We start from the raw sequence: 16,419 nt of genomic DNA on the forward strand, positions 1-16,419 counted from the left end.
CGTGCACGATCCCGACGACATCTCCCCCGGCGGCGAAGCGCAGGCCGCGGCCGGGCCGGCCCGGGCGGCGCTCGGCGACGGCTGGTGCCTGCGCTTCCTCAGCGGCGCGGTGAAGGGCCGCACCATCGCGCTCAAGCCCGGGCTCAACGTGCTGGGCTCGGGGGGCGACTGCGAAGTGATGCTGCCGGGCGGCGACGTGCTGCCGCGTCATCTGGCGTTCACCGTCGGCGAACTGGTGGTGTCGATGCAGCGCCTGGGAACGGCCTCGGCGCGGCTCAACGGCGAGGACATGCATCAGCCGCGCAGGAGCGTGGTCGCGGGCGATGTCGTGAGCCTGGGCCAGATCGACTTCCAGCTCGACCGCAGCTACGCGGCCCATGTACGCGAGGACCGCATGTTCGCCCCGGACCACGAGACGCAGCCCGGCGAGGGCGCGCAGGCGAACCCGTCGGCGGTTTCGTCGCGGCGCCTCGGCTACTGGGCGGGCGTTGTGATGGCCCTGCTGGCGCTGGTCGGCCTGGCCGCCGTGTCGCTCGGCGACGCGGGCGCCGGCGCGCGGCGCAGCGCACGCGTGGACCTGGCCGCGGTGGAGAAGGCGCTCGTGCCCTTCCCCGAGGTGGAGGTGGTGGCCGCGCAGGGCGGGCGGCTCGGCGTGAAGGGCTACGTGGAGTCGAGGCAGCGCCGCGAGGCCCTGCAGCAGGCGATGGAGCCCTTCGGCAACCAGGTCAGCGTCAACGTGCATTCGGCCGAGGACATGGTCGAGCAGGCGCGCCGCTACGTGGCCGACCCCGGCGTGGCGGTCACCTACACGGGGCAAGGCCGCCTGCTGCTCACCGGCACGGTGGAAGACGCGGCCGTGCGCCAGAAGATCCGCCGGCTGAGCGAAGACCTGCACCCCTCGGTGCTGGTTTCCGACAAGGTCCAGTACCGCGAGAAGCCCGTCGCCGAGGCCAAGGACACCGACCTGCGTGCGCAGTGGGACGGCTGGCAGAGCGTGCTGCCGGCGCGCATGGTGAGCATCACCGAGGACGGCAACGGCCTGCGGCACATCCAGCTGTCCAACGGCAGCCGGTACTACGAAGGCTCGGTGCTGCGCTCCGGCGCCGAGCTCAAGCGCATCGACGCCGACGGACTGGTCCTGAGCGGCGGCGTGCCCGACAGCAACAGGCGCGCGAGGTGAAGGCATGGCCATCGGCAACGCCTTCCTCGCACGCATCCCGGATTTCATGCGGCGCCGCATCCGTGCGCCGCGTGGAATGGCTCCGTCCCGCCGGGACGGAGCGCTTCTACCCTCGTAAATCATCCTTTTTGACCAGGAGATACACATGGCAGGCGCAGTTGACAGCTCTATCCAGCAGATGAACCAGGCCGCGGCCGACAACGCCCGGCTGATGTCGGCCAGCATGGCCGCTTCCACCAGCATCCAGGGCGCGGCATCCACCGCGCACACGGTCAATGGTGCGAGCGCCGCCGGCGGCGAGGTGGCCAAGTCCACCGGCAACGACATCCGCCAGTCGGCCAAGTCCTCGTAAGCAGGTCCGCGCGATGCCCTGGCGCATCGCGCGGCCTTTTCCCCAAGGAGGTGAACCATGACCGATCCCACCGCGCTGGTCGCGGCAGGCGCGCAGCCGGCCGGCGTGTCCGGACCCGCCGCGCAGCAGCAGGCCGGAGCCCCTTCGCGCCTCGATCCCGGCGAAACCCGGATGTTCGCCAACATGATGCAGGGCGTGCAGGCGCCGCCGTCCGCGGTGGCCGCGCCCAGCGCGCTCGGCGATGCCGCCAAGGCGCTCGCGGCCCAGTTCTCGGGCAACGTGCGCTCCTACGAGGAGATGCGCCACAGCATGCTCGAGTCGATCGACATGTCCGACCCCATCAAGACCATGTTCGCGATGACCGACCACGCGATGGAGGCCCACATGATGTTCGCGAAGATGCACATTTCCACGGGCCTGGCGAGCGCCGCCACCAGCCTGTTCGGCACCTTGCTGAAGAACCAGCAATGAGGATGCCGTGAACCTGCTGCCCCGCACCCATTCATTCATTTCGCGCCGCGGCCGCTGGCTCGCGGCGCTGGCCCTGCTGATGGCACTGGGCGGCTGCAAGGTCGGCCTCTATTCCAACCTCAACGAGCAGGAGGCCAACGAGATCGTCACCGCACTGTCGGCCGAAGGCATCGAGGCGGCCAAGAGCCGTGTGGAGGGCAGCAGCTGGCAGGTCGAGGTGGACGAGAGCCGCATGGGCACCGCGCTCGATGTGCTGCGTGCCCAGGGCCTGCCGCGCGAACGCTTCGCCACCATGGGCGAGGTGTTCCAGAAGCAGGGCCTGGTGTCCACCCCCTCCGAGGAGCGCATGCGCTACATCTATGCAGTCTCGCAGGAGCTGTCGCAGACGCTGCGCAACGTGGACGGCGTGGTGTCCGCGCGGGTGCACGTGGTGATCCCGGCCAACGATCCGCTGAGCGAGAAGATGCGGCCCTCGTCGGCCGCGGTGTTTATCAAGCACCGGCCGGACGTGGACATCCGGCTGCTGGCGCCGGCCGTGAAGGACATGGTGGCGCACAGCATCGAGGGACTGACGCACGACCAGGTGTCGCTGTCGCTGTTCGAGGCACGACGCCCGGCGGCACCGGCGGGCGCCCTCGCGAGTGATGCCAGGCAGCGATCGATGGTGCTGGGCCTGTTCCCGGTCTCGACCGCGATGGTGCTGCTGGGCCTGCTGCTGCTGGCCGCCGTCTGCCTGATGGTGCTGCCGGCGCTGCTGCGCCGCCAGGGCATGGACTGGCGAAGCTGGACGCGCCGCCAGGTGTTCAGGCGCTGATCCGGAATGCCGGCATCGACCCTCACCGCCCGCGAGACGTCGCAGGCCGCTCCCGGCCCGATGGACCTCGTGCGACTGGTGGTGCGCTTCAACCTGCACCCCGAGATCGACCTGCACCCGAGTTGGCTGCCCGCCGAGTGGCCGGCGCAGCACCGCGTCCCGGCACGGCTGGGCGAGGCAGGCCGCGCCGTGCTTGCTGGCCAGTTGCGGCGCGGCGAGGGCCCGGCGAGCGGCATCGCCGACTACAACTTCGACGCACGCCTCAAGCGCCTGGCGTTGCTCGATGCCGCCGCGCTGCGCCGGCTCGGGGCCTATCTCGGCTTCTGCGTGCACCTGCCGCTGTTCCGGCTGCGCGGCGCAGCGGGCGCGCAGATCCGCCGCCAGGCGCGCCGCTTCGATGCCGACGCGGTGGAGTTCCTGCTCGAGCGCGTGCCGCAGATCACCGAACTGCGCATGGACAACGCCGCGCTGCAGCAGCGGCCGTTTTCCATCGGCCGGGTCGTCGTCGACCGCGGCTACCGCCTGCTGCTGGCGACGGCGGCCGCCGAGGGCGAGGTGGTGCGCCGCCGCCTGGGCCACAAGCTGCCACGCCGCATCTCGACGCTCGGCGCACCGTCGCTGCAGCGGCGCCAGCTCCTGCAACTCAACGAACTGATGCTTTCGTGCATCGTTCCCGAAAGACTGCCCCAATGGGATTGGCTTTTCTGATCACCACCGAGAACCTGCAGCTCCTGAGCGAGCGCAAGGTCCTGAAGGAGCACGAGTATGCGGCGTTGCTCGACGCATCGACCGTGGTCGAGACCGCCCGGCGCGAGGCGCGCCGCATCGTGCAGCAAGCCACGCAGGATGCCGAGGCCGGCCGTAGGCAGGGCTACGAAGAGGGCCTGCGGCGCGCCAAGGCGGAGTACGCGACCCAGCTGGTGATCGACACCATGGCCGCCGAGCGCCAGCTGCACGTGCTGCGCGCGTCCATGGCGCAGATCGTCGTCAAGGCCGTGGGACAGTTCATCGCCGATGCGGACCCGGCGGCGCTGTTCGAGGCGGCGCTGATGCGCGTCGATACCCTGATCCGCCAGGAGCCCTTCATCACCGTGCGCGTGGCGCCCGCGCAGGAGGCGGCCCTGCGCGGGGTGCTCGCGCGGCTGTGCGCCGAGGCCAACTGGACCATGACTGTGCACTTCGTGGCCGACGCGGCGCTGCCCATCGGCGCCTGCGTGGTGCAGACCGCGTCCGGCGTGCTGGACATCGGCGTGGACGCGCAGCTCGAGGCATTTCGCCGCGCGGTGGTGCGCAGCGGCCTCACCGAGAACCGGGAGGGCCCGCCGTGAACCCGGTGTCCGACGCGGCGCTCGGCATCGTCGCCGAGCTCGAACAGGCGCTGGGTCGCGTCACGCCGGTGGCGATCCGCGGGCGCGTCAGCAAGGCGGTGGGCATGCTGATCGACGCATCGGGCATCCAGGCCCATGTGGGCGAGCTGTGCGAACTGGTCACGCCGGGCGAGCCGCCGCTGCTGGCCGAGGTGGTCGGCTTCCGCGACAACACCGCCATCCTCACGCCGCTCGGGCCGATCACCGGCATCTCGGCGCTGACCGAGGTGCTGCCCACGGGACGCGGCCACGTCTGCCCCGTCGGCGCGGGCCTGCTCGGGCGCGTGCTCGATGCGCTGGGCCAGCCCATCGACGAACGCGGCCCGCTCAAGACGCGCACGCAACTGCCGGTGCACCGCGAACCGGTGAGCCCGCTGGCACGCCGCATGATCGAGGCGCCGCTGCCCACTGGCATCCGTGCGGTCGACAGCCTGCTCACGCTCGGCGAGGGACAGCGCGTTGGCGTGTTCGCACCGCCGGGCGTGGGCAAGAGTACCCTCCTCGGCATGTTCGCGCGCGGCGCGACGGCCGATGTGAACGTGATCGCGCTGATCGGCGAGCGCGGACGCGAGGTGAAGGAGTTCATCGAGCACAACCTCGGCGCCGAGGGCCTGGCGAAGACGGTGATGGTGGTGTCCACCTCCGACCGGCCGCCGATGGAGCGCATCAAGTCGGCCTACGTGGCCACCACCATCGCCGAACATTTCCGCGACCAGGGCAAGAAGGTGCTGCTGCTGGTCGATTCGCTCACGCGCTTCGCGCGCGCCCAGCGCGAGATCGGCCTCGCGAGCGGCGAGCCGCCCACGCGGCGCAGCTATCCGCCGTCGATCTTCTCGATGCTGCCGCAGCTGCTGGAGCGCGCCGGGCAGGGCAGGACCGGCTCCATCACCGCCGTGTACTCGGTGCTGACCGAGGGCGACGAGGAGAACGACCCCATCGCCGAGGAAGTACGCTCCATCCTCGACGGCCACATCGTGCTGTCGCGCAAGGTCGCAGCGGCCAACCGCTATCCGGCGATCGATGTGCTGGCGAGCATCAGCCGCGTGATGCCGCTGGTGGCGTCTCAAGACCATCGCGCTGCGGCGGCGCGCTTTCGCAGCCTGCTGGCCAAGTACCAGGAGATGGAGCTGCTCGTGCAGATCGGCGAATACAAGGCCGGTGGCGATGCACTGGCCGACGAGGCGATCCGCATGCGGCCCGCGATGCTCGATTTCCTGTCGCAGCCGCCGGACGCGAGCCTGCCCTATGCGCAATCGGTCGAGACGCTGCAGCGCTTCGGTGGCCCCGGGGAGCTGGTGCGATGAGCGGCGTCGACTGGAAGCTGCTGGTGGGCGTGCGCGAACGCCAGAAGACCGTGGCGATGGGGGTCGTCGCGCGCGACCGGGCCGCTGCCGAACAGAGCCGTGCCGAGATGCAGCAAGCCCAGGCGTGGCAGCAGCAGCAGGTGCAGGACAAGGCCATGCATTGGCAGGCGACGGCCGGTGCGCTGTCGCACGGGGAATGCAGCGTCGCGCAACTGCGACACGCGGGCGCCTGGAGCGCCGCGCTCGATGCGCGGATCGCCGAGGCGGGCCGGCTCGCCTCGCAGGCCGGTCAGGCCCATGCGCAGCGCGAACGCACGCTCGACGACAGCCGCCGGAAGCTGCGCGCCGCCAGCGGGGATGTCGAGAAGGCGCAGCAGATGCAGCAGCGCGCGCAAGGCGAACGACTGCGCGTGCAGGAGCTGCGGCACGACGAAGCGACCGAGGAAGCCACATCGCAGGCCTGGGCCGCGCGGCGCCCGGCCTAGAAGGCGCAGAAAGAAGCGGATTGCCCATGGACGCCTCCTTCGAGCTGGCCAGCCTCGAGAGATTCTTCTCCTCGGTGGTGCTCACCCTGCCGCGGCTGTTCGCGATCTTCGCGGTAGTGCCCTTTCTCTCAGGCGGCATGATCACCGGCACCGTGCGCAATGGCCTGCTGCTGATGCTCGCGCTGTTCATGTCGCCCGTGGCGGGCGACATGCCCGTGGCCTCCATCGGCACCTGGGTGCTCATCGCCGGCAAGGAGGCCTTCATCGGCCTGCTGCTGGGCCTGGGCTTCGGTATCTTCATCTGGGCGGTGCAGAGCGTGGGTGACCTGATCGACTTCCAGACCGGCTCCAGCAACGCGTCGTTCTTCGACCCCGTGGCGGGCCACGAGAACGGGCCCACGGGCGAGTTCCTCGGCTGGATGGTGATCACGCTGTTCGTCTCGGCCGGCGGGCTGCTGGCGATGCTGGGCGTGGTCGTCGACTCCTACCGGCTCTGGCCGGTGGCCTCGTTCTTTCCGAATCTGGGGCTGGTGATCGAGCAGTTCGCGATCCGTCAGGGCGACACGCTGTTCCTGTGGATCGTCAAGCTCGCCTCGCCGGTGATCTTCGTGCTGCTGCTGGTGGAACTGGGCATGGGCCTGGTCAGCCGCGTGGCGCCGCAGCTCAACGTGTTCGTGTTCTCGCAGCCGCTGAAGAGCCTGCTGGCGCATCTGATGATGCTGCTGTTCGTGTTCTTCGTGTACGAGTCGCTGCAGGAATTTCTGCGACCCGAGAACGGCGTGCTCGATTTCCTGCGCGCCACGCTCTAGCACCATGGCGGAGAAAGACCAGGACCCCACGCCCAAGCGGCTGCGCGACGCGCGCAAGCGCGGCGAGGTGGTGTTCAGCACCGACGTGGCCTCCACCGTGGTGTTCGCGGTGGTCGTGGTCTGCATGTGGCTGGGCGGCGGGGCCCTCTACAGCCTCCTGCGTGAACTCTGGCTGCACGCCACCAGCACCAGCCTGCTGACGCAGCCCGAGGACCGCTTCGCCGAACTGCTGCTTCACACGGGAGAGGCGCTGGCATGGGGCACGCTGCCGATCATGGCCGCCGCGGCCGCGGCCGGCATCGCCGGTTCGCTGGCCCAGGTGGGCGGCGTGGCGGCGTGGGAACGGCTCAAGCCCGACGTGAGCCGCATGAACCCGGCCCAGGGCATGCAGCGCATCTTCTCCACCCGCAACCTCATCAACCTGCTAAAGATGAGCGTGAAGACGCTGCTGCTCGCGGGCTTGATGTTCGTGGTGGTGCGCGGCTTCGTCGATACCTCGCTCAAGCTGGGGTCTGCCAACCCGGCCGCCATCATGACCGCCGCGGCCCACATGGTGCTCGTGACGTTCGGGTGGGCGGTCGTGATCTTCGCGCTGATGGCCGCAGTGGACTACGCGCACGAGCACTTCGAGTTCATGAAGCAGCAGCGCATGTCCATCGAGGACATACGCCAGGAATACAAGGAAGTGGAGGGCGATCCGGTCAACCAGTCGCGCCGCCGCTCCGCGCACTTCGAGGCGGTGTACGCGAGCCTGGGCGACCGCGTGCGCATGGCGTCGGCCGTGATCCATTCGGCCCGCACGGCCGTCGCCCTGCAATACCTCGGCGAGACCGACCTGCCGCGCGTGATCGCGCGCGGCGAGGGCGAGGTTGCAGCGCAGATCCGGCGCTTTGCCGGCGAGGGACTGGTGCCGATGGAGTTCGAGCCTTCGCTGGCCGAGCGCATCTACTCGGAAGTGCCGGTGGACCAGCCGATTCCGCGTTCGCTGTACGCGCCGGTGGCAACGCTCCTGCGCTGGGCGCAGGGCCATGGATGACACCTGGCGCACCACGGTGTCTCCATCGTGGCGGTGCAATGAACATGGCTGGCCTATCCGGCGATGCCGTTTCGGGCGGAGAGCGGCTGCAGCGCGTCGAGCGCGGCGAGCCTTCGGTAGTCACCGGGCAGCACGGCGTAGGTGGCCATGAAGGTCTTGTGCAGATGACTCTGGTCGGAGAAGCCCGCCGCGTGCGCCGCATAGGTGACATGGGCACCACCGGCAATGAGGTCGCGGGCGTACTCGATGCGGTGGCCGACCAGCATCTCGTGCGGCGTGAAGCCCCAGGCACCCCTGAATCGTCGCTGCACGTGCACCGGGTGCCAACCCACGGCGTCGGCCAGGCTGTCGAGCGTCATGCGTTGGTGAAAACCCGACGCGATCAAGGCATAGAGCCGGTTCAGGCGTTCGTCGCCGCTGTCGGGTGCCGGCGCCGTGTCGTGGGTCTCGTCCTCGGCAGGCGAAGGGGCTGGGAGCCACTGCGCGAGGCGTCGGCGCAGCAATGCACGGCCGGCCGCGATGTCGCCGGCGTCACCGGTGCTCGTGGGCAGGAAAAGCAGGCGATGGCATTCGAGGAATTCAAGCGCCGCGGCGGCGTCGACGAACACCGAGACACCCTCATCGCCTTCCACGCGAGCCAGCGACAGGGCATCCTTTGCAGGGCTGATGCAGCGTGCCACGGCGAAGCTGCAGAAGAGGGCATCTTCGCGCCACGGCTGCGCGCGCGCCTGCACCGAGTGCCACACATGCGGCGCGATGCGCAGCAGTGCCCCCGGCGGCACGACGGTGACTCGGGTGCCGCTGCGCACTTGGAGTTCGGTGTCGGCCACCGCGAGCGTGAAACCCACGTGCCGGTGCGGCCGGAGTTCGCGGTGTCGGAATCGGTTGGTCGTGAATTGAAGACCTGCGAGCTCGGCGTCTCGCCAATACTGAGAGGCAGGCAATGCCATGGAGGACCGGTTGTTTGCGGAGATCGCGGGCGTTTGCGCCGCGCGAGGCGCAGCATGCCAGCGCAGCCGGCTTCTGTGAAGCCTCGGCCGTGCATGGACCCGGGCGGACTGCACGATGTTCAGGCGAAGGTATTCAGTTGGATGCGCGGCCTGCGGGCCGCTGCCGGTTGCCACCCGTGCGAGCCAGTGCAAACGCATCGGAAGCTAAGAATTTACAAGGCAGCAACTGCAACGTTTTGGTACTTTGGCTCCAAGTCCATCGCCCTGTGCAGTACAGGCGGCACATCCATCAGGCCTCCCATGATTCCGTCTACCTTGTTTCATCGTGCCTCGCCGGCGTCGGCGTCCGAGGCGCAGAGCTTCGATCCGGTGCCACGGTCGCATGTAGAGTCGCAGCCCACCAATCCGGTTCCCCAGTTCTATACCGAAGAACACCTGTACTTGCCGCGAAGCGCGCCGCGCCATGCCAGCGGCGTGCCGGCCATCGTCGGCGTCCTGCTGGACGCACCCAGCACCGAAACCCGCACGGCACGGGTGCGAAGCATGCTTCACGCGCTCGATTTCGACTGGCTGGGCTATGGCACAGTCGCGTACATGCGCGGCCACTGGTGGCCGCTGAGTTTCTTCACCGCGTATGCGAATCCCGAATGGACGAAGCGGTACTTCGCGCACAACTACTGCGGCGTCGACCTGCGGCAGCAGGGTGTGCCTGCTTCAAGCCTCCCGCTCGCGTGGGACGTGGCCCAGCTCGAGGCCCTGGCAGCGGGGGTGTCGGACGAACTGAGCGATGCCCGGCAGCGCTTTCTCGATGATCTGTATGCCAGCGGTATCCGCAGCGGATTGCTGTTTCGCCTGGCGTCCCCCACGCATGTGAACCAGCATACGGTGATCAGTTTGCTTTCGCGCAGGCCCGGAAGCGGCTGGATCAGCGACAGCGTGATCGGGCAGGGGCTTATCCTGGGGCTGAGCGTGCACGAATACGTGTCGCGCCATACGCGCATCGTCGGGGCGCCGGTCACGGGTCGCATCGAGATATCGGCGACGCAGCAGGACATCCTTCAGCATCTGCTGCAAGGACGCAGCGACAAGGAGATCGCCAACCGGCTGGACCTGTCGTCCCACACGGTGGACTACCACATGCGCCAGTTGCGCCGCCGCTTCGCTGCGCGCAATCGGGTCCAGTTGGTGAACGCCGTGCAGCAGGGCGACAGCGATTTCGGGGTGCTCAGCGAGATCTGATCCGGAAGCACTATGCGCTCGACCTGCTGTTCTTCCAACCGTGGATTGAACTGCCTTGTGGCCATTGAGCTGAAGGTTGGCCGCTTCGAGCCCGAGTACCTTGGCAAGCTCGAAGCACTGCTCGTACGAATACATGAACTACCTCTTGGTCGCCCAACTTTTTGTTGGTGTCCCGGTCGGCTTTTCCTTCATTTCAAACAGTGCTGCCGGTCGCCTCGCATAGCAATTGCGCTGCAATAGCTTGCATGAAGACCGCCCAGTTGCCTCCCGTGCGCGTCGAGCAATCCGTGCGCGATGAAATCGAGAGCGTTCTCCGACAAGGAGAAAGCCTGTCGCAGTTCGTGGAAAACGCAGCAGTGCAGGCCGCTCAGCGGCGCAAATCTCAGCAAGAGTTCCTGGCGCGTGGCCGCGAATCACTGAAGCGCGCGAAGAAGAGCGGTGAGTACTATTCTGCCAAGGACGCACTCGACGTGATGCAAGCGCGCCTCGATGCGCGCATTGCGCAGAGGCAGCGCGGCAATGCCGATCGTTCGTGACCTATGCAGTCACCCTGACGCGCGAAGCCCTCGAGGATCTGCTGCGTCTTGAAGACTTTCTCATCGAATCCGCTCTGCGGCACGGAGATATGGAGCTGCCGAGCCGTGCAAAATCGGCCATCCGCACCGAGTTTCGGATCCTGGAGACAAACCCGTTCACCTGCCGAATTGCCGACACCGACCCCCTTGAGCGCGAACTGATCGTTCCGTTTGGGGCTTCCGGATATGTGGGGTTGTTTCGAGTCATCAGCGAACGAGAGGTCGTGGTCGCTGCGATCCGTCACCTGCGTGAGGATGACTATCACTAGATGGGGCGCAAACCTGTCGGCTGGACCAGTGGGTGCTTGAGCCGACCATCTGCCTCCCCATCTCATGTGGCCCGTCAGTCGATCTGAATCCTGGCGCCCTTCACGATGCGCTCATAGGTGGCCGCTTCCTTGTCGATGTCAGTGGAAAATTCGACCGGAGTGCTCGGGGAGGGCACAAACCCCTGCGGCCCGAGGCGCTCGGCCACGAACGAAGAGCGCATGGCCTTGGCAACCTCCGCCGAAAGCCGCTCAAGGATCGCTGCAGGCAGCTTGGGCGGCGCCCACAGCCCATACCAGGTGACCATTTCGAAGCCGGCAAAGCCGGATTGCTCTTGCGCACCCCAAGGGGCGAGTCCATATCGTGTGGGACAACCTCAACACCCATCGCGCCCAGTCCGTGTGGGGCGGTTTCAACGCCCGACACGATCACCGATTTGTCTTTCACTTCACGCCACTGCATGCGAGCTGGGTCAATCAGATCGAGTTGCTGTTCGCCATCTACACGCGCCGCGTCCTGCGCCACGCCAGTCATTCATCCATCGCGCAATTGCGCGAGCGCACCGAAGCCTTCATGGCGCAACGCAACCAGGCGCCCAAGCCGTTCAAATGGACATTCGCCGGCTTTGAGCTACAAACTGGCGAACCTCTGAGGTTCAAACACGATGCCAACGTTCGAAGCACAAAGAAAGGCCGCTGAGCTGCAGCGCCAACTCGCCACGCTCACCGGCCACGCACTGGCGCAGGTCAAGCCCTACGGCAAGCATCTACTGATCCAGATGCACCGCGACGACCGCGTGGACACCATCGCACGCCTCACCGAGCTGGGGCGAAACTCCTATTCGTCGGCATTCCGCAGCCACACCGGCCGCTGGGAGCCCTTGCCTGGTACCGGTGATCTTGACACCGTCGCCGACTTGGTCGTCTCTCTACTCAACCCATATTTCGATCCTAATAATTAAACTTATTTGCAGGATGTGGTACTAGATTTTCTTGGCATCCCGCCAGTTGGACGTCACCGAACTGTGCACGGGCTGGTATCAGCGGCGGTGTCGGCGAATCGTTCGCTGTTCAAGGTGTCCAGCAGCAGCGTGTTCTCCAGCGCATCGAAGGCCAGCGGAGGGCGCACTCGCACGGCGCGCCGGGACATGGGCCCGACCATGGCTGCGCGCCTTGCCTGGGCTCGCTGGCGGGCCGGCACGCCGCGCGGCAGGCCCAGGGCCCGGCAGGCGGCGCCTGCGCCCAGCAGGGGGCTGAGTTCGTGCACTGCGGCGATCACGGCAACTCGCCGGTGGCGTCCATCGAGTTGCCCAGCAAGGCTGCAAGTTTTTTTTGGACGTCGATCACCAGCAGCGCCTTGTCCAGGCGCTGCTTGAGGTTGTCGCGCTCGCGGGTGAGTTGGGCGATGTGAAGAGTCTCCGCGCGGTGGGGGTCTGCCTTGGGGCCGCGCTTGACTGGCGCCAAGGCGGCCAGGTCAGCGGCCTCGCGCTGGCGCCGCCAGGTACTCAGCGAGGACGAGTACACGCCCTCTCGGCGCATCAGCGCGCCGATCTCGCCGGGCTTTGTACAGCTGTCGGCCGCCTGCAGAATGCGGCGCTTGTCGGCGTTGGAGAACATGCGACGACGCGCTCGCGGGACCACCTCGGAGTCGGCTGGCGGGCGGGACACATTGGGGGCGCCGATCCGGGCGCATCGGGACCTTGGGTTGCTGGCTGTTCGTCATATCTACCTCATTGCTCACTGAATTCTCAGAGGGAGGTGCAGCAGGTCATATTGGCACGGGGGGGCAGTGCAATCGTGATCAGCGGGGTTTAGCACCGTCGACTACTTCGGCAATGTGGCGTAGTGCGCGATGGCACTCTCGATTGTTGATTTCCATCCGCAAGTGATCCACTGCGGGGGGCATGCCCGCATGGAAATCAACACACCAGCACGACTCGGTGAATTTCGCAGGGCCGACTACTGATTGAAGAGTCGCTTGAAAAGATGGGTTCTGAAATCCCTTCTTGTGTGGATGAGCATGTGAATCAGAACCAAGCTTTCGTCGAACTCATACACGACCCGTGTCTGCCTAACCAGCGCATATTTGACATTGGTAATGCCAAGTTCCTTCAGTTCGTCAATGTGGCTGCCGATTTCTGGATTGTTCTTAATAAGATTGAAGGAGTTTTTATATTCGGCATTTACAGCATTCCAGACAGATTCTCCGAATTCCTTCTTGACATGCTTCTTGATGTCCTTGAACTCCACTTTGGCACTGTCAAGAATGACAATTCTACGGGGCACGATTAGTCATCCATTTCACCAAGGAAGGCTTCTGCATCGCTGAACTTTCCTTCGTTGAATTCTTTCTTGCCCAGTGCCAGCAGCTTCAGCAACGCCAATGTTTCCTGCTGCTTCTCATATTCGCCAATGTCCATGACGACCATCTTGGCTTCACCGTTCTGGGTGATGATGATGGGTTCAGGATTGACGGCAAATTCCTTGACGATTTCTGCCGCACTTGATTTCAGGTAGGTGATGGGCCTGATTTGTTCTGCGAGGGACATGGCGACTCCTTGGGATCAAAGGACATAATATAGACCGAATTCGGTCCTGTCAACGTTGCCTGCCATCCGATGGCTGCCCCAGCAAGGATCGAGGATGCCGATTTTCTTCGGGAACGGTGTTCGACTTGGACGACCGACCGGATGGCCCGATAGCTCCCTGGCGCTGGTGAATGGATGTAGCGCGGCTCGCCTCGCCGGAGAACCACATCCATGGACGTCCGCCGTCCACGTGCAGAAATGTGTTCATGAGAAATCAGTGCTAAGTCGTTGATTTCAAAAGGACTGATATTCCTGAGCGTACGGAATCGTCGAACGTTTTTTTGACAAAAGAGTTCTTCGAATGTCGCTTGCGCAAATTGTGTTCGTGAGGTGCCGCAAGGGACGTCTCGACGGAACAGCTTGGCCATGGCTGTTGATTGCCACTGAAATTTGACCGTCAGAGATCAGGGGAACTCAACAATCGGCGAGCAAATCAGCCGCAAGATCGCGGCGGCCGAGTGGGGCGGTGGCGTGGTCGACCGCCTGGCCGCACACATCGCTCGCGTTCATCCCGGACTCCGAGGCTTTACGCGGCCGAACCTGTTTCGCATGCGGCAGTTCTACGAGGCCTATGTCGGGGCGGGGCGAGAAAGTCTCGGCACTGCTGAGACAAATCCCCTGGACGCACCATCTCATCATCCTTGGCCAGAGCAAGCGGCCCGAGGAGCGCGAGTTCTATCTGGAGATCATCGCTCAGCAGAAGTGGTCCAGCCGACAGCTCGAGCGGCAATTCAAGCTCGCGCTGTTCGAGCGGACAATGGCGACGCCGCCGAAAGTCTCGGCAGCGCTGAGACACACGCACCCTGATGCCACCAACGCCTTCAAGGATACCTACGTACTCGAGTTCCTGGGCCTGCCGGCAAGTCACTCGGAGGCGGACCTGCATTCCGGGCTGTTGCGCAGACTTCGCGAGTTCCTCATCGAGCTCGGACGCGACTTCTGCTTCATCGGAGCGGAATTTCCCGTGCAGGTCGGGGGACGGGACTTCGCGCTCGACCTGCTGTTCTTCCACCGTGGATTGAACTGCCTTGTGGCCATTGAGCTGAAGGTTGGCCGCTTCGAGCCCGAGTACCTTGGCAAGCTCGCCTTCTACGTCGAAGCACTGGATCGCGACGTCAGAAAGCCACACGAGAATCCGGCCATTGGCGTGTTGCTATGCGCCAGCAAGGACGACGAGGTGGTGGAGTACGCGCTCAGCCGCACGACCAGCCCGGCACTGATCGCCGAGTATCAGACGAAACTGCCCGACAAGGCTCTCCTCCAAGCCAAGTTGCATGAATTCTGGCTGGCAGGGCAAGGCAAGGACGACACCTGAGTGGCACCCACGATACGCCGCTGCGGCTGCGCTTCTTGGCTCCACTGCTGGTTCTATCGGCGGGTACGCGCCCGTGGTCGAGATCCTCGCCGTCAAGGACCTGCAATTCGCCGTGCTGAAAAATATTTAACATAAGATACATTGCATTAATTTTTAGCTCTGGCGGCTGGTAGAAATGTCGCATCGCTGACTCGGTCGAGCTCCTGGTGGCGCCAGAAGATCTGCGGTGATTTCTTTGGCAGAAATGTTTTATTTGATAAGCATCAATGTGCGCAAGTGATGCCGAGCCGACATTTTGTAACCCAGAAATGGCCGGCGTTTGAGCAAGAGTACGAGTAAGAGCCGGCAATCGGAGAATCGAATGCCCCTCATGTTCTTGTTGAAGCTGCACCACGAGCAGCTTCCGGTCCGAGTAGCCGACCCGGAGGGACTCCGGTACGTCTCGGTGCTTTTGGCCACCGGATTGATCGAGGCCCAGATTGGGACACTTCTGCCGACCGCACGATACGCGCCACCGCGGGTGGCGACGGTGACGCGCATCACCGAAGACGGCCTGGCGGAAGTCGCGAGGATGACCAATGTGCCCGCGTTCGTCAAAACATCGATGCGGTTCGCCAGAGGATTGCGATTGATGTGACCTTCCGATCGCTCGGCGCAACAGATTCGCGGCGAAAGTCCATGCCCGCGCCGAGTGCCAACCCTCCCCTTGCCTTGATCCAACGCAAGGCCACTTCCGTGTTTCGGGCGCAATCTCCGCTGCGACTTTCAACTGCAGGCGTGCGACCGATGAATCATCTTCTTCTTGCGACCCGAAGCCTCGCGCTGGCGATCCTCGTGCTCGCCGCGCAGCCGGTGCGCGCTGAAGATGATTGCGACGCCCCCTCCGAGACCTGGCAGCCGCGCAGTGCCGTGCACGCGCTGGCCGAGCGCAACGGCTGGCGCATCGACAAGCTCAAGATCGACGACGGCTGCTACGAGATCAAGGGCCGCGATGCCGACGACCGCCGCTTCAAGGCCAAGCTCGACCCGGCGACGCTCAAGGTCGTCCGCATGAAGCGCGAGCACGGCGATCGCGAACGCGAACGCGAACGCAGGCACGGCACACCGCCCGGGACGCCGCCGGTCGCGAAGCCCGCGGCCGGAATCGGCTGAGCCCCTTCCCCCGAGTTACCGACACCAGGAGATCACCCATGAAGCATGCATGGACCGCTGCGGCGGTCGCGGGCGCCCTCGCCGCACCCTCGATTGCCTCGGCGCGCCCCGTCGCGATCGAGACCCAACTGGCCGACTACGGCGGCGATGGTGCCTACGTGGCCATCTACGTCACCGACGGCAGCGGCCGCTACCAAAGCACGCTGTGGGTCGCGGGGACCAAGACGAAGTACTGGCGCCACCTGGGTGACTGGTACCGCGCAACGGGCGGCAAGGCCAAGGTGGACGGCATCAGCGGCGCGAGCGTCGGCGCGGGCAAGACCCTGCGCGTGACCGTCGACCTGGCCGACACGCTGCTCGACGCCGGCTACGAGATCCACGTCGACACGGCGGTCGAGAAGATGAAGGAGAACCCCTCGGAAGTCGTCGTCCCGCTCACCAGGGCAGGCACGGGCAAGCCGGCCGCCGGACGCGGCTACGTCAGGTCGTTCCGCTACACCCTCTGACAGGAGCGCG

Annotated in this window: 24 protein-coding genes and 2 pseudogenes; 20 read left to right on the forward strand and 6 right to left on the reverse strand. The window is 65.6% G+C overall.

The window, feature by feature from the left end; genetic code table 11:
• The first annotated feature begins 1 nt into the window (after position 1).
• The 10 genes from VAPA_RS30150 (at position 2) to VAPA_RS30190 (ending at position 7,818) form a co-directional block, all read left to right on the forward strand.
• Positions 2–1,180 (forward strand): FHA domain-containing protein, encoded by a 1,179-nt coding sequence (locus tag VAPA_RS30150; protein ID WP_021004013.1) that lies wholly within the window; start codon positions 2–4, stop codon positions 1,178–1,180.
• Positions 1,181–1,325: 145 nt separating this feature from the next.
• Positions 1,326–1,532, forward strand: coding sequence for a hypothetical protein (locus tag VAPA_RS34660; RefSeq protein WP_021004014.1), 207 nt, complete (start codon positions 1,326–1,328; stop codon positions 1,530–1,532).
• A gap of 57 nt (positions 1,533–1,589) precedes the next feature.
• Positions 1,590–2,003, forward strand: a complete 414-nt coding sequence (locus VAPA_RS30155; RefSeq protein WP_021004015.1) for a hypothetical protein — start codon at positions 1,590–1,592, stop codon at positions 2,001–2,003.
• Between the two features lie 7 nt (positions 2,004–2,010).
• Entirely contained in the window at positions 2,011–2,817 is an 807-nt protein-coding gene (gene sctJ / locus VAPA_RS30160) for a type III secretion system inner membrane ring lipoprotein SctJ (RefSeq protein ID WP_021004016.1), read from the forward strand.
• A 6-nt stretch (positions 2,818–2,823) separates the two neighbouring features.
• Positions 2,824–3,525: a hypothetical protein gene (locus VAPA_RS30165; RefSeq protein WP_021004017.1), complete on the forward strand. Its 702-nt coding sequence runs from the start codon at positions 2,824–2,826 to the stop codon at positions 3,523–3,525.
• Positions 3,507–4,145 carry a type III secretion system stator protein SctL gene (sctL, locus tag VAPA_RS30170; protein WP_021004018.1) on the forward strand — a complete coding sequence of 213 codons (639 nt, stop codon included), beginning with the start codon at positions 3,507–3,509 and terminating at the stop codon, positions 4,143–4,145. Before VAPA_RS30165 ends, sctL begins: the two co-directional genes overlap by 19 nt.
• Positions 4,142–5,488, forward strand: coding sequence for a FliI/YscN family ATPase (locus VAPA_RS30175; RefSeq protein ID WP_021004019.1), 1,347 nt, complete (start codon positions 4,142–4,144; stop codon positions 5,486–5,488). The genes sctL and VAPA_RS30175 overlap by 4 nt, the downstream gene beginning before the upstream one ends.
• Positions 5,485–5,973: a hypothetical protein gene (locus VAPA_RS30180; RefSeq protein ID WP_021004020.1), complete on the forward strand. Its 489-nt coding sequence runs from the start codon at positions 5,485–5,487 to the stop codon at positions 5,971–5,973. The genes VAPA_RS30175 and VAPA_RS30180 overlap by 4 nt, the downstream gene beginning before the upstream one ends.
• A gap of 26 nt (positions 5,974–5,999) precedes the next feature.
• On the forward strand, positions 6,000–6,782 hold the full coding sequence (gene sctT / locus VAPA_RS30185) for a type III secretion system export apparatus subunit SctT (protein ID WP_051255433.1): 783 nt from the start codon (positions 6,000–6,002) through the stop codon (positions 6,780–6,782).
• Positions 6,783–6,786: 4 nt separating this feature from the next.
• A complete protein-coding gene (locus VAPA_RS30190; protein ID WP_021004022.1) occupies positions 6,787–7,818 on the forward strand; it encodes an EscU/YscU/HrcU family type III secretion system export apparatus switch protein in 1,032 nt (343 codons plus the stop codon).
• Positions 7,819–7,871: 53 nt separating this feature from the next.
• Here VAPA_RS30190 and VAPA_RS34965 read toward each other — a convergent pair whose 3' ends face one another.
• The gene (locus VAPA_RS34965; RefSeq protein WP_051255434.1) at positions 7,872–8,666 is read right to left on the reverse strand and encodes a helix-turn-helix domain-containing protein; all 795 of its coding nucleotides are present in this window, start codon (positions 8,664–8,666) and stop codon (positions 7,872–7,874) included.
• Positions 8,667–9,068: 402 nt separating this feature from the next.
• On the opposite strand from VAPA_RS34965, the gene VAPA_RS34970 reads away from it, so the two are divergent.
• From VAPA_RS34970 to VAPA_RS30210, 3 genes are all read left to right on the forward strand, one after another.
• Complete coding sequence (locus VAPA_RS34970) at positions 9,069–10,007, forward strand: helix-turn-helix transcriptional regulator (RefSeq protein ID WP_021004024.1); 939 nt, start codon at positions 9,069–9,071, stop codon at positions 10,005–10,007.
• 245 nt (positions 10,008–10,252) lie between these two features.
• Complete coding sequence (locus tag VAPA_RS30205; protein WP_021004025.1) at positions 10,253–10,543, forward strand: YlcI/YnfO family protein; 291 nt, start codon at positions 10,253–10,255, stop codon at positions 10,541–10,543.
• Complete coding sequence (locus tag VAPA_RS30210) at positions 10,540–10,851, forward strand: type II toxin-antitoxin system RelE/ParE family toxin (RefSeq protein WP_021004026.1); 312 nt, start codon at positions 10,540–10,542, stop codon at positions 10,849–10,851. The genes VAPA_RS30205 and VAPA_RS30210 overlap by 4 nt, the downstream gene beginning before the upstream one ends.
• Positions 10,852–10,925: 74 nt before the next feature.
• Here the strand turns inward: VAPA_RS30210 and VAPA_RS30215 are convergent, their stop codons facing one another.
• Complete coding sequence (locus tag VAPA_RS30215) at positions 10,926–11,156, reverse strand: type 2 periplasmic-binding domain-containing protein (protein WP_021004027.1); 231 nt, start codon at positions 11,154–11,156, stop codon at positions 10,926–10,928.
• 20 nt (positions 11,157–11,176) lie between these two features.
• On the opposite strand from VAPA_RS30215, the pseudogene VAPA_RS34220 reads away from it, so the two are divergent.
• A pseudogene (locus VAPA_RS34220) lies at positions 11,177–11,548 on the forward strand (transposase); the annotation flags it as partial.
• Positions 11,514–11,810 (forward strand): hypothetical protein, encoded by a 297-nt coding sequence (locus VAPA_RS34975; RefSeq protein ID WP_021004029.1) that lies wholly within the window; start codon positions 11,514–11,516, stop codon positions 11,808–11,810. The pseudogene VAPA_RS34220 and the gene VAPA_RS34975, both read left to right, overlap by 35 nt.
• 53 nt (positions 11,811–11,863) lie before the next feature.
• Here the strand turns inward: VAPA_RS34975 and VAPA_RS30225 are convergent, their stop codons facing one another.
• From VAPA_RS30225 to VAPA_RS30240, 4 genes are all read right to left on the reverse strand, one after another.
• Positions 11,864–12,127 (reverse strand): hypothetical protein, encoded by a 264-nt coding sequence (locus VAPA_RS30225; protein ID WP_021004030.1) that lies wholly within the window; start codon positions 12,125–12,127, stop codon positions 11,864–11,866.
• Complete coding sequence (locus VAPA_RS30230) at positions 12,124–12,465, reverse strand: helix-turn-helix domain-containing protein (RefSeq protein ID WP_021004031.1); 342 nt, start codon at positions 12,463–12,465, stop codon at positions 12,124–12,126. The genes VAPA_RS30225 and VAPA_RS30230 overlap by 4 nt, the downstream gene beginning before the upstream one ends.
• A gap of 342 nt (positions 12,466–12,807) precedes the next feature.
• Entirely contained in the window at positions 12,808–13,134 is a 327-nt protein-coding gene (locus VAPA_RS30235) for a type II toxin-antitoxin system RelE/ParE family toxin (RefSeq protein ID WP_021004032.1), read from the reverse strand.
• A gap of 2 nt (positions 13,135–13,136) precedes the next feature.
• Positions 13,137–13,397 (reverse strand): type II toxin-antitoxin system Phd/YefM family antitoxin, encoded by a 261-nt coding sequence (locus VAPA_RS30240; protein WP_021004033.1) that lies wholly within the window; start codon positions 13,395–13,397, stop codon positions 13,137–13,139.
• A 510-nt stretch (positions 13,398–13,907) separates the two neighbouring features.
• Here VAPA_RS30240 and VAPA_RS35655 point away from each other — a divergent pair.
• The 5 genes and pseudogenes from VAPA_RS35655 to VAPA_RS30260 form a co-directional block, all read left to right on the forward strand.
• Positions 13,908–13,952, forward strand: a pseudogene (locus tag VAPA_RS35655) (hypothetical protein); the annotation flags it as partial.
• A gap of 55 nt (positions 13,953–14,007) precedes the next feature.
• Positions 14,008–14,751 (forward strand): PDDEXK nuclease domain-containing protein, encoded by a 744-nt coding sequence (locus tag VAPA_RS30245; protein ID WP_230559108.1) that lies wholly within the window; start codon positions 14,008–14,010, stop codon positions 14,749–14,751.
• Between the two features lie 361 nt (positions 14,752–15,112).
• A complete protein-coding gene (locus tag VAPA_RS30250) occupies positions 15,113–15,388 on the forward strand; it encodes a hypothetical protein (protein WP_021004034.1) in 276 nt (91 codons plus the stop codon).
• A 149-nt stretch (positions 15,389–15,537) separates the two neighbouring features.
• Entirely contained in the window at positions 15,538–15,903 is a 366-nt protein-coding gene (locus VAPA_RS30255) for a PepSY domain-containing protein (RefSeq protein ID WP_021004035.1), read from the forward strand.
• 38 nt (positions 15,904–15,941) lie between these two features.
• Positions 15,942–16,409 carry a DUF2271 domain-containing protein gene (locus VAPA_RS30260; protein ID WP_021004036.1) on the forward strand — a complete coding sequence of 156 codons (468 nt, stop codon included), beginning with the start codon at positions 15,942–15,944 and terminating at the stop codon, positions 16,407–16,409.
• The last annotated feature ends 10 nt before the right edge of the window (positions 16,410–16,419 follow it).

Source organism: Variovorax paradoxus B4 (assembly GCF_000463015.1).
Classification (GTDB): domain Bacteria; phylum Pseudomonadota; class Gammaproteobacteria; order Burkholderiales; family Burkholderiaceae_C; genus Variovorax; species Variovorax paradoxus_E.

What these genes read in the sequence shown, in the direction of transcription:
- VAPA_RS34660 (WP_021004014.1), top strand. Translation starts at nt 1,326, where the DNA reads ATGGCAGGCGCAGTTGACAGCTCTATCCAGCAGATGAACCAGGCCGCG.
- VAPA_RS30155 (WP_021004015.1), top strand. Translation starts at nt 1,590, where the DNA reads ATGACCGATCCCACCGCGCTGGTCGCGGCAGGCGCGCAGCCGGCCGGC.
- VAPA_RS30165 (WP_021004017.1), top strand. Translation starts at nt 2,824, where the DNA reads ATGCCGGCATCGACCCTCACCGCCCGCGAGACGTCGCAGGCCGCTCCC.
- sctL (WP_021004018.1), top strand. Translation starts at nt 3,507, where the DNA reads ATGGGATTGGCTTTTCTGATCACCACCGAGAACCTGCAGCTCCTGAGC.
- VAPA_RS30180 (WP_021004020.1), top strand. Translation starts at nt 5,485, where the DNA reads ATGAGCGGCGTCGACTGGAAGCTGCTGGTGGGCGTGCGCGAACGCCAG.
- sctT (WP_051255433.1), top strand. Translation starts at nt 6,000, where the DNA reads ATGGACGCCTCCTTCGAGCTGGCCAGCCTCGAGAGATTCTTCTCCTCG.
- VAPA_RS30190 (WP_021004022.1), top strand. Translation starts at nt 6,787, where the DNA reads ATGGCGGAGAAAGACCAGGACCCCACGCCCAAGCGGCTGCGCGACGCG.
- VAPA_RS34970 (WP_021004024.1), top strand. Translation starts at nt 9,069, where the DNA reads ATGATTCCGTCTACCTTGTTTCATCGTGCCTCGCCGGCGTCGGCGTCC.
- VAPA_RS30205 (WP_021004025.1), top strand. Translation starts at nt 10,253, where the DNA reads ATGAAGACCGCCCAGTTGCCTCCCGTGCGCGTCGAGCAATCCGTGCGC.
- VAPA_RS30215 (WP_021004027.1), bottom strand. Translation starts at nt 11,156, where the DNA reads ATGGTCACCTGGTATGGGCTGTGGGCGCCGCCCAAGCTGCCTGCAGCG.
- VAPA_RS34975 (WP_021004029.1), top strand. Translation starts at nt 11,514, where the DNA reads ATGCCAACGTTCGAAGCACAAAGAAAGGCCGCTGAGCTGCAGCGCCAA.
- VAPA_RS30230 (WP_021004031.1), bottom strand. Translation starts at nt 12,465, where the DNA reads ATGTTCTCCAACGCCGACAAGCGCCGCATTCTGCAGGCGGCCGACAGC.
- VAPA_RS30240 (WP_021004033.1), bottom strand. Translation starts at nt 13,397, where the DNA reads ATGTCCCTCGCAGAACAAATCAGGCCCATCACCTACCTGAAATCAAGT.
- VAPA_RS30245 (WP_230559108.1), top strand. Translation starts at nt 14,008, where the DNA reads ATGTCGGGGCGGGGCGAGAAAGTCTCGGCACTGCTGAGACAAATCCCC.
- VAPA_RS30250 (WP_021004034.1), top strand. Translation starts at nt 15,113, where the DNA reads ATGCCCCTCATGTTCTTGTTGAAGCTGCACCACGAGCAGCTTCCGGTC.
- VAPA_RS30255 (WP_021004035.1), top strand. Translation starts at nt 15,538, where the DNA reads ATGAATCATCTTCTTCTTGCGACCCGAAGCCTCGCGCTGGCGATCCTC.
- VAPA_RS30260 (WP_021004036.1), top strand. Translation starts at nt 15,942, where the DNA reads ATGAAGCATGCATGGACCGCTGCGGCGGTCGCGGGCGCCCTCGCCGCA.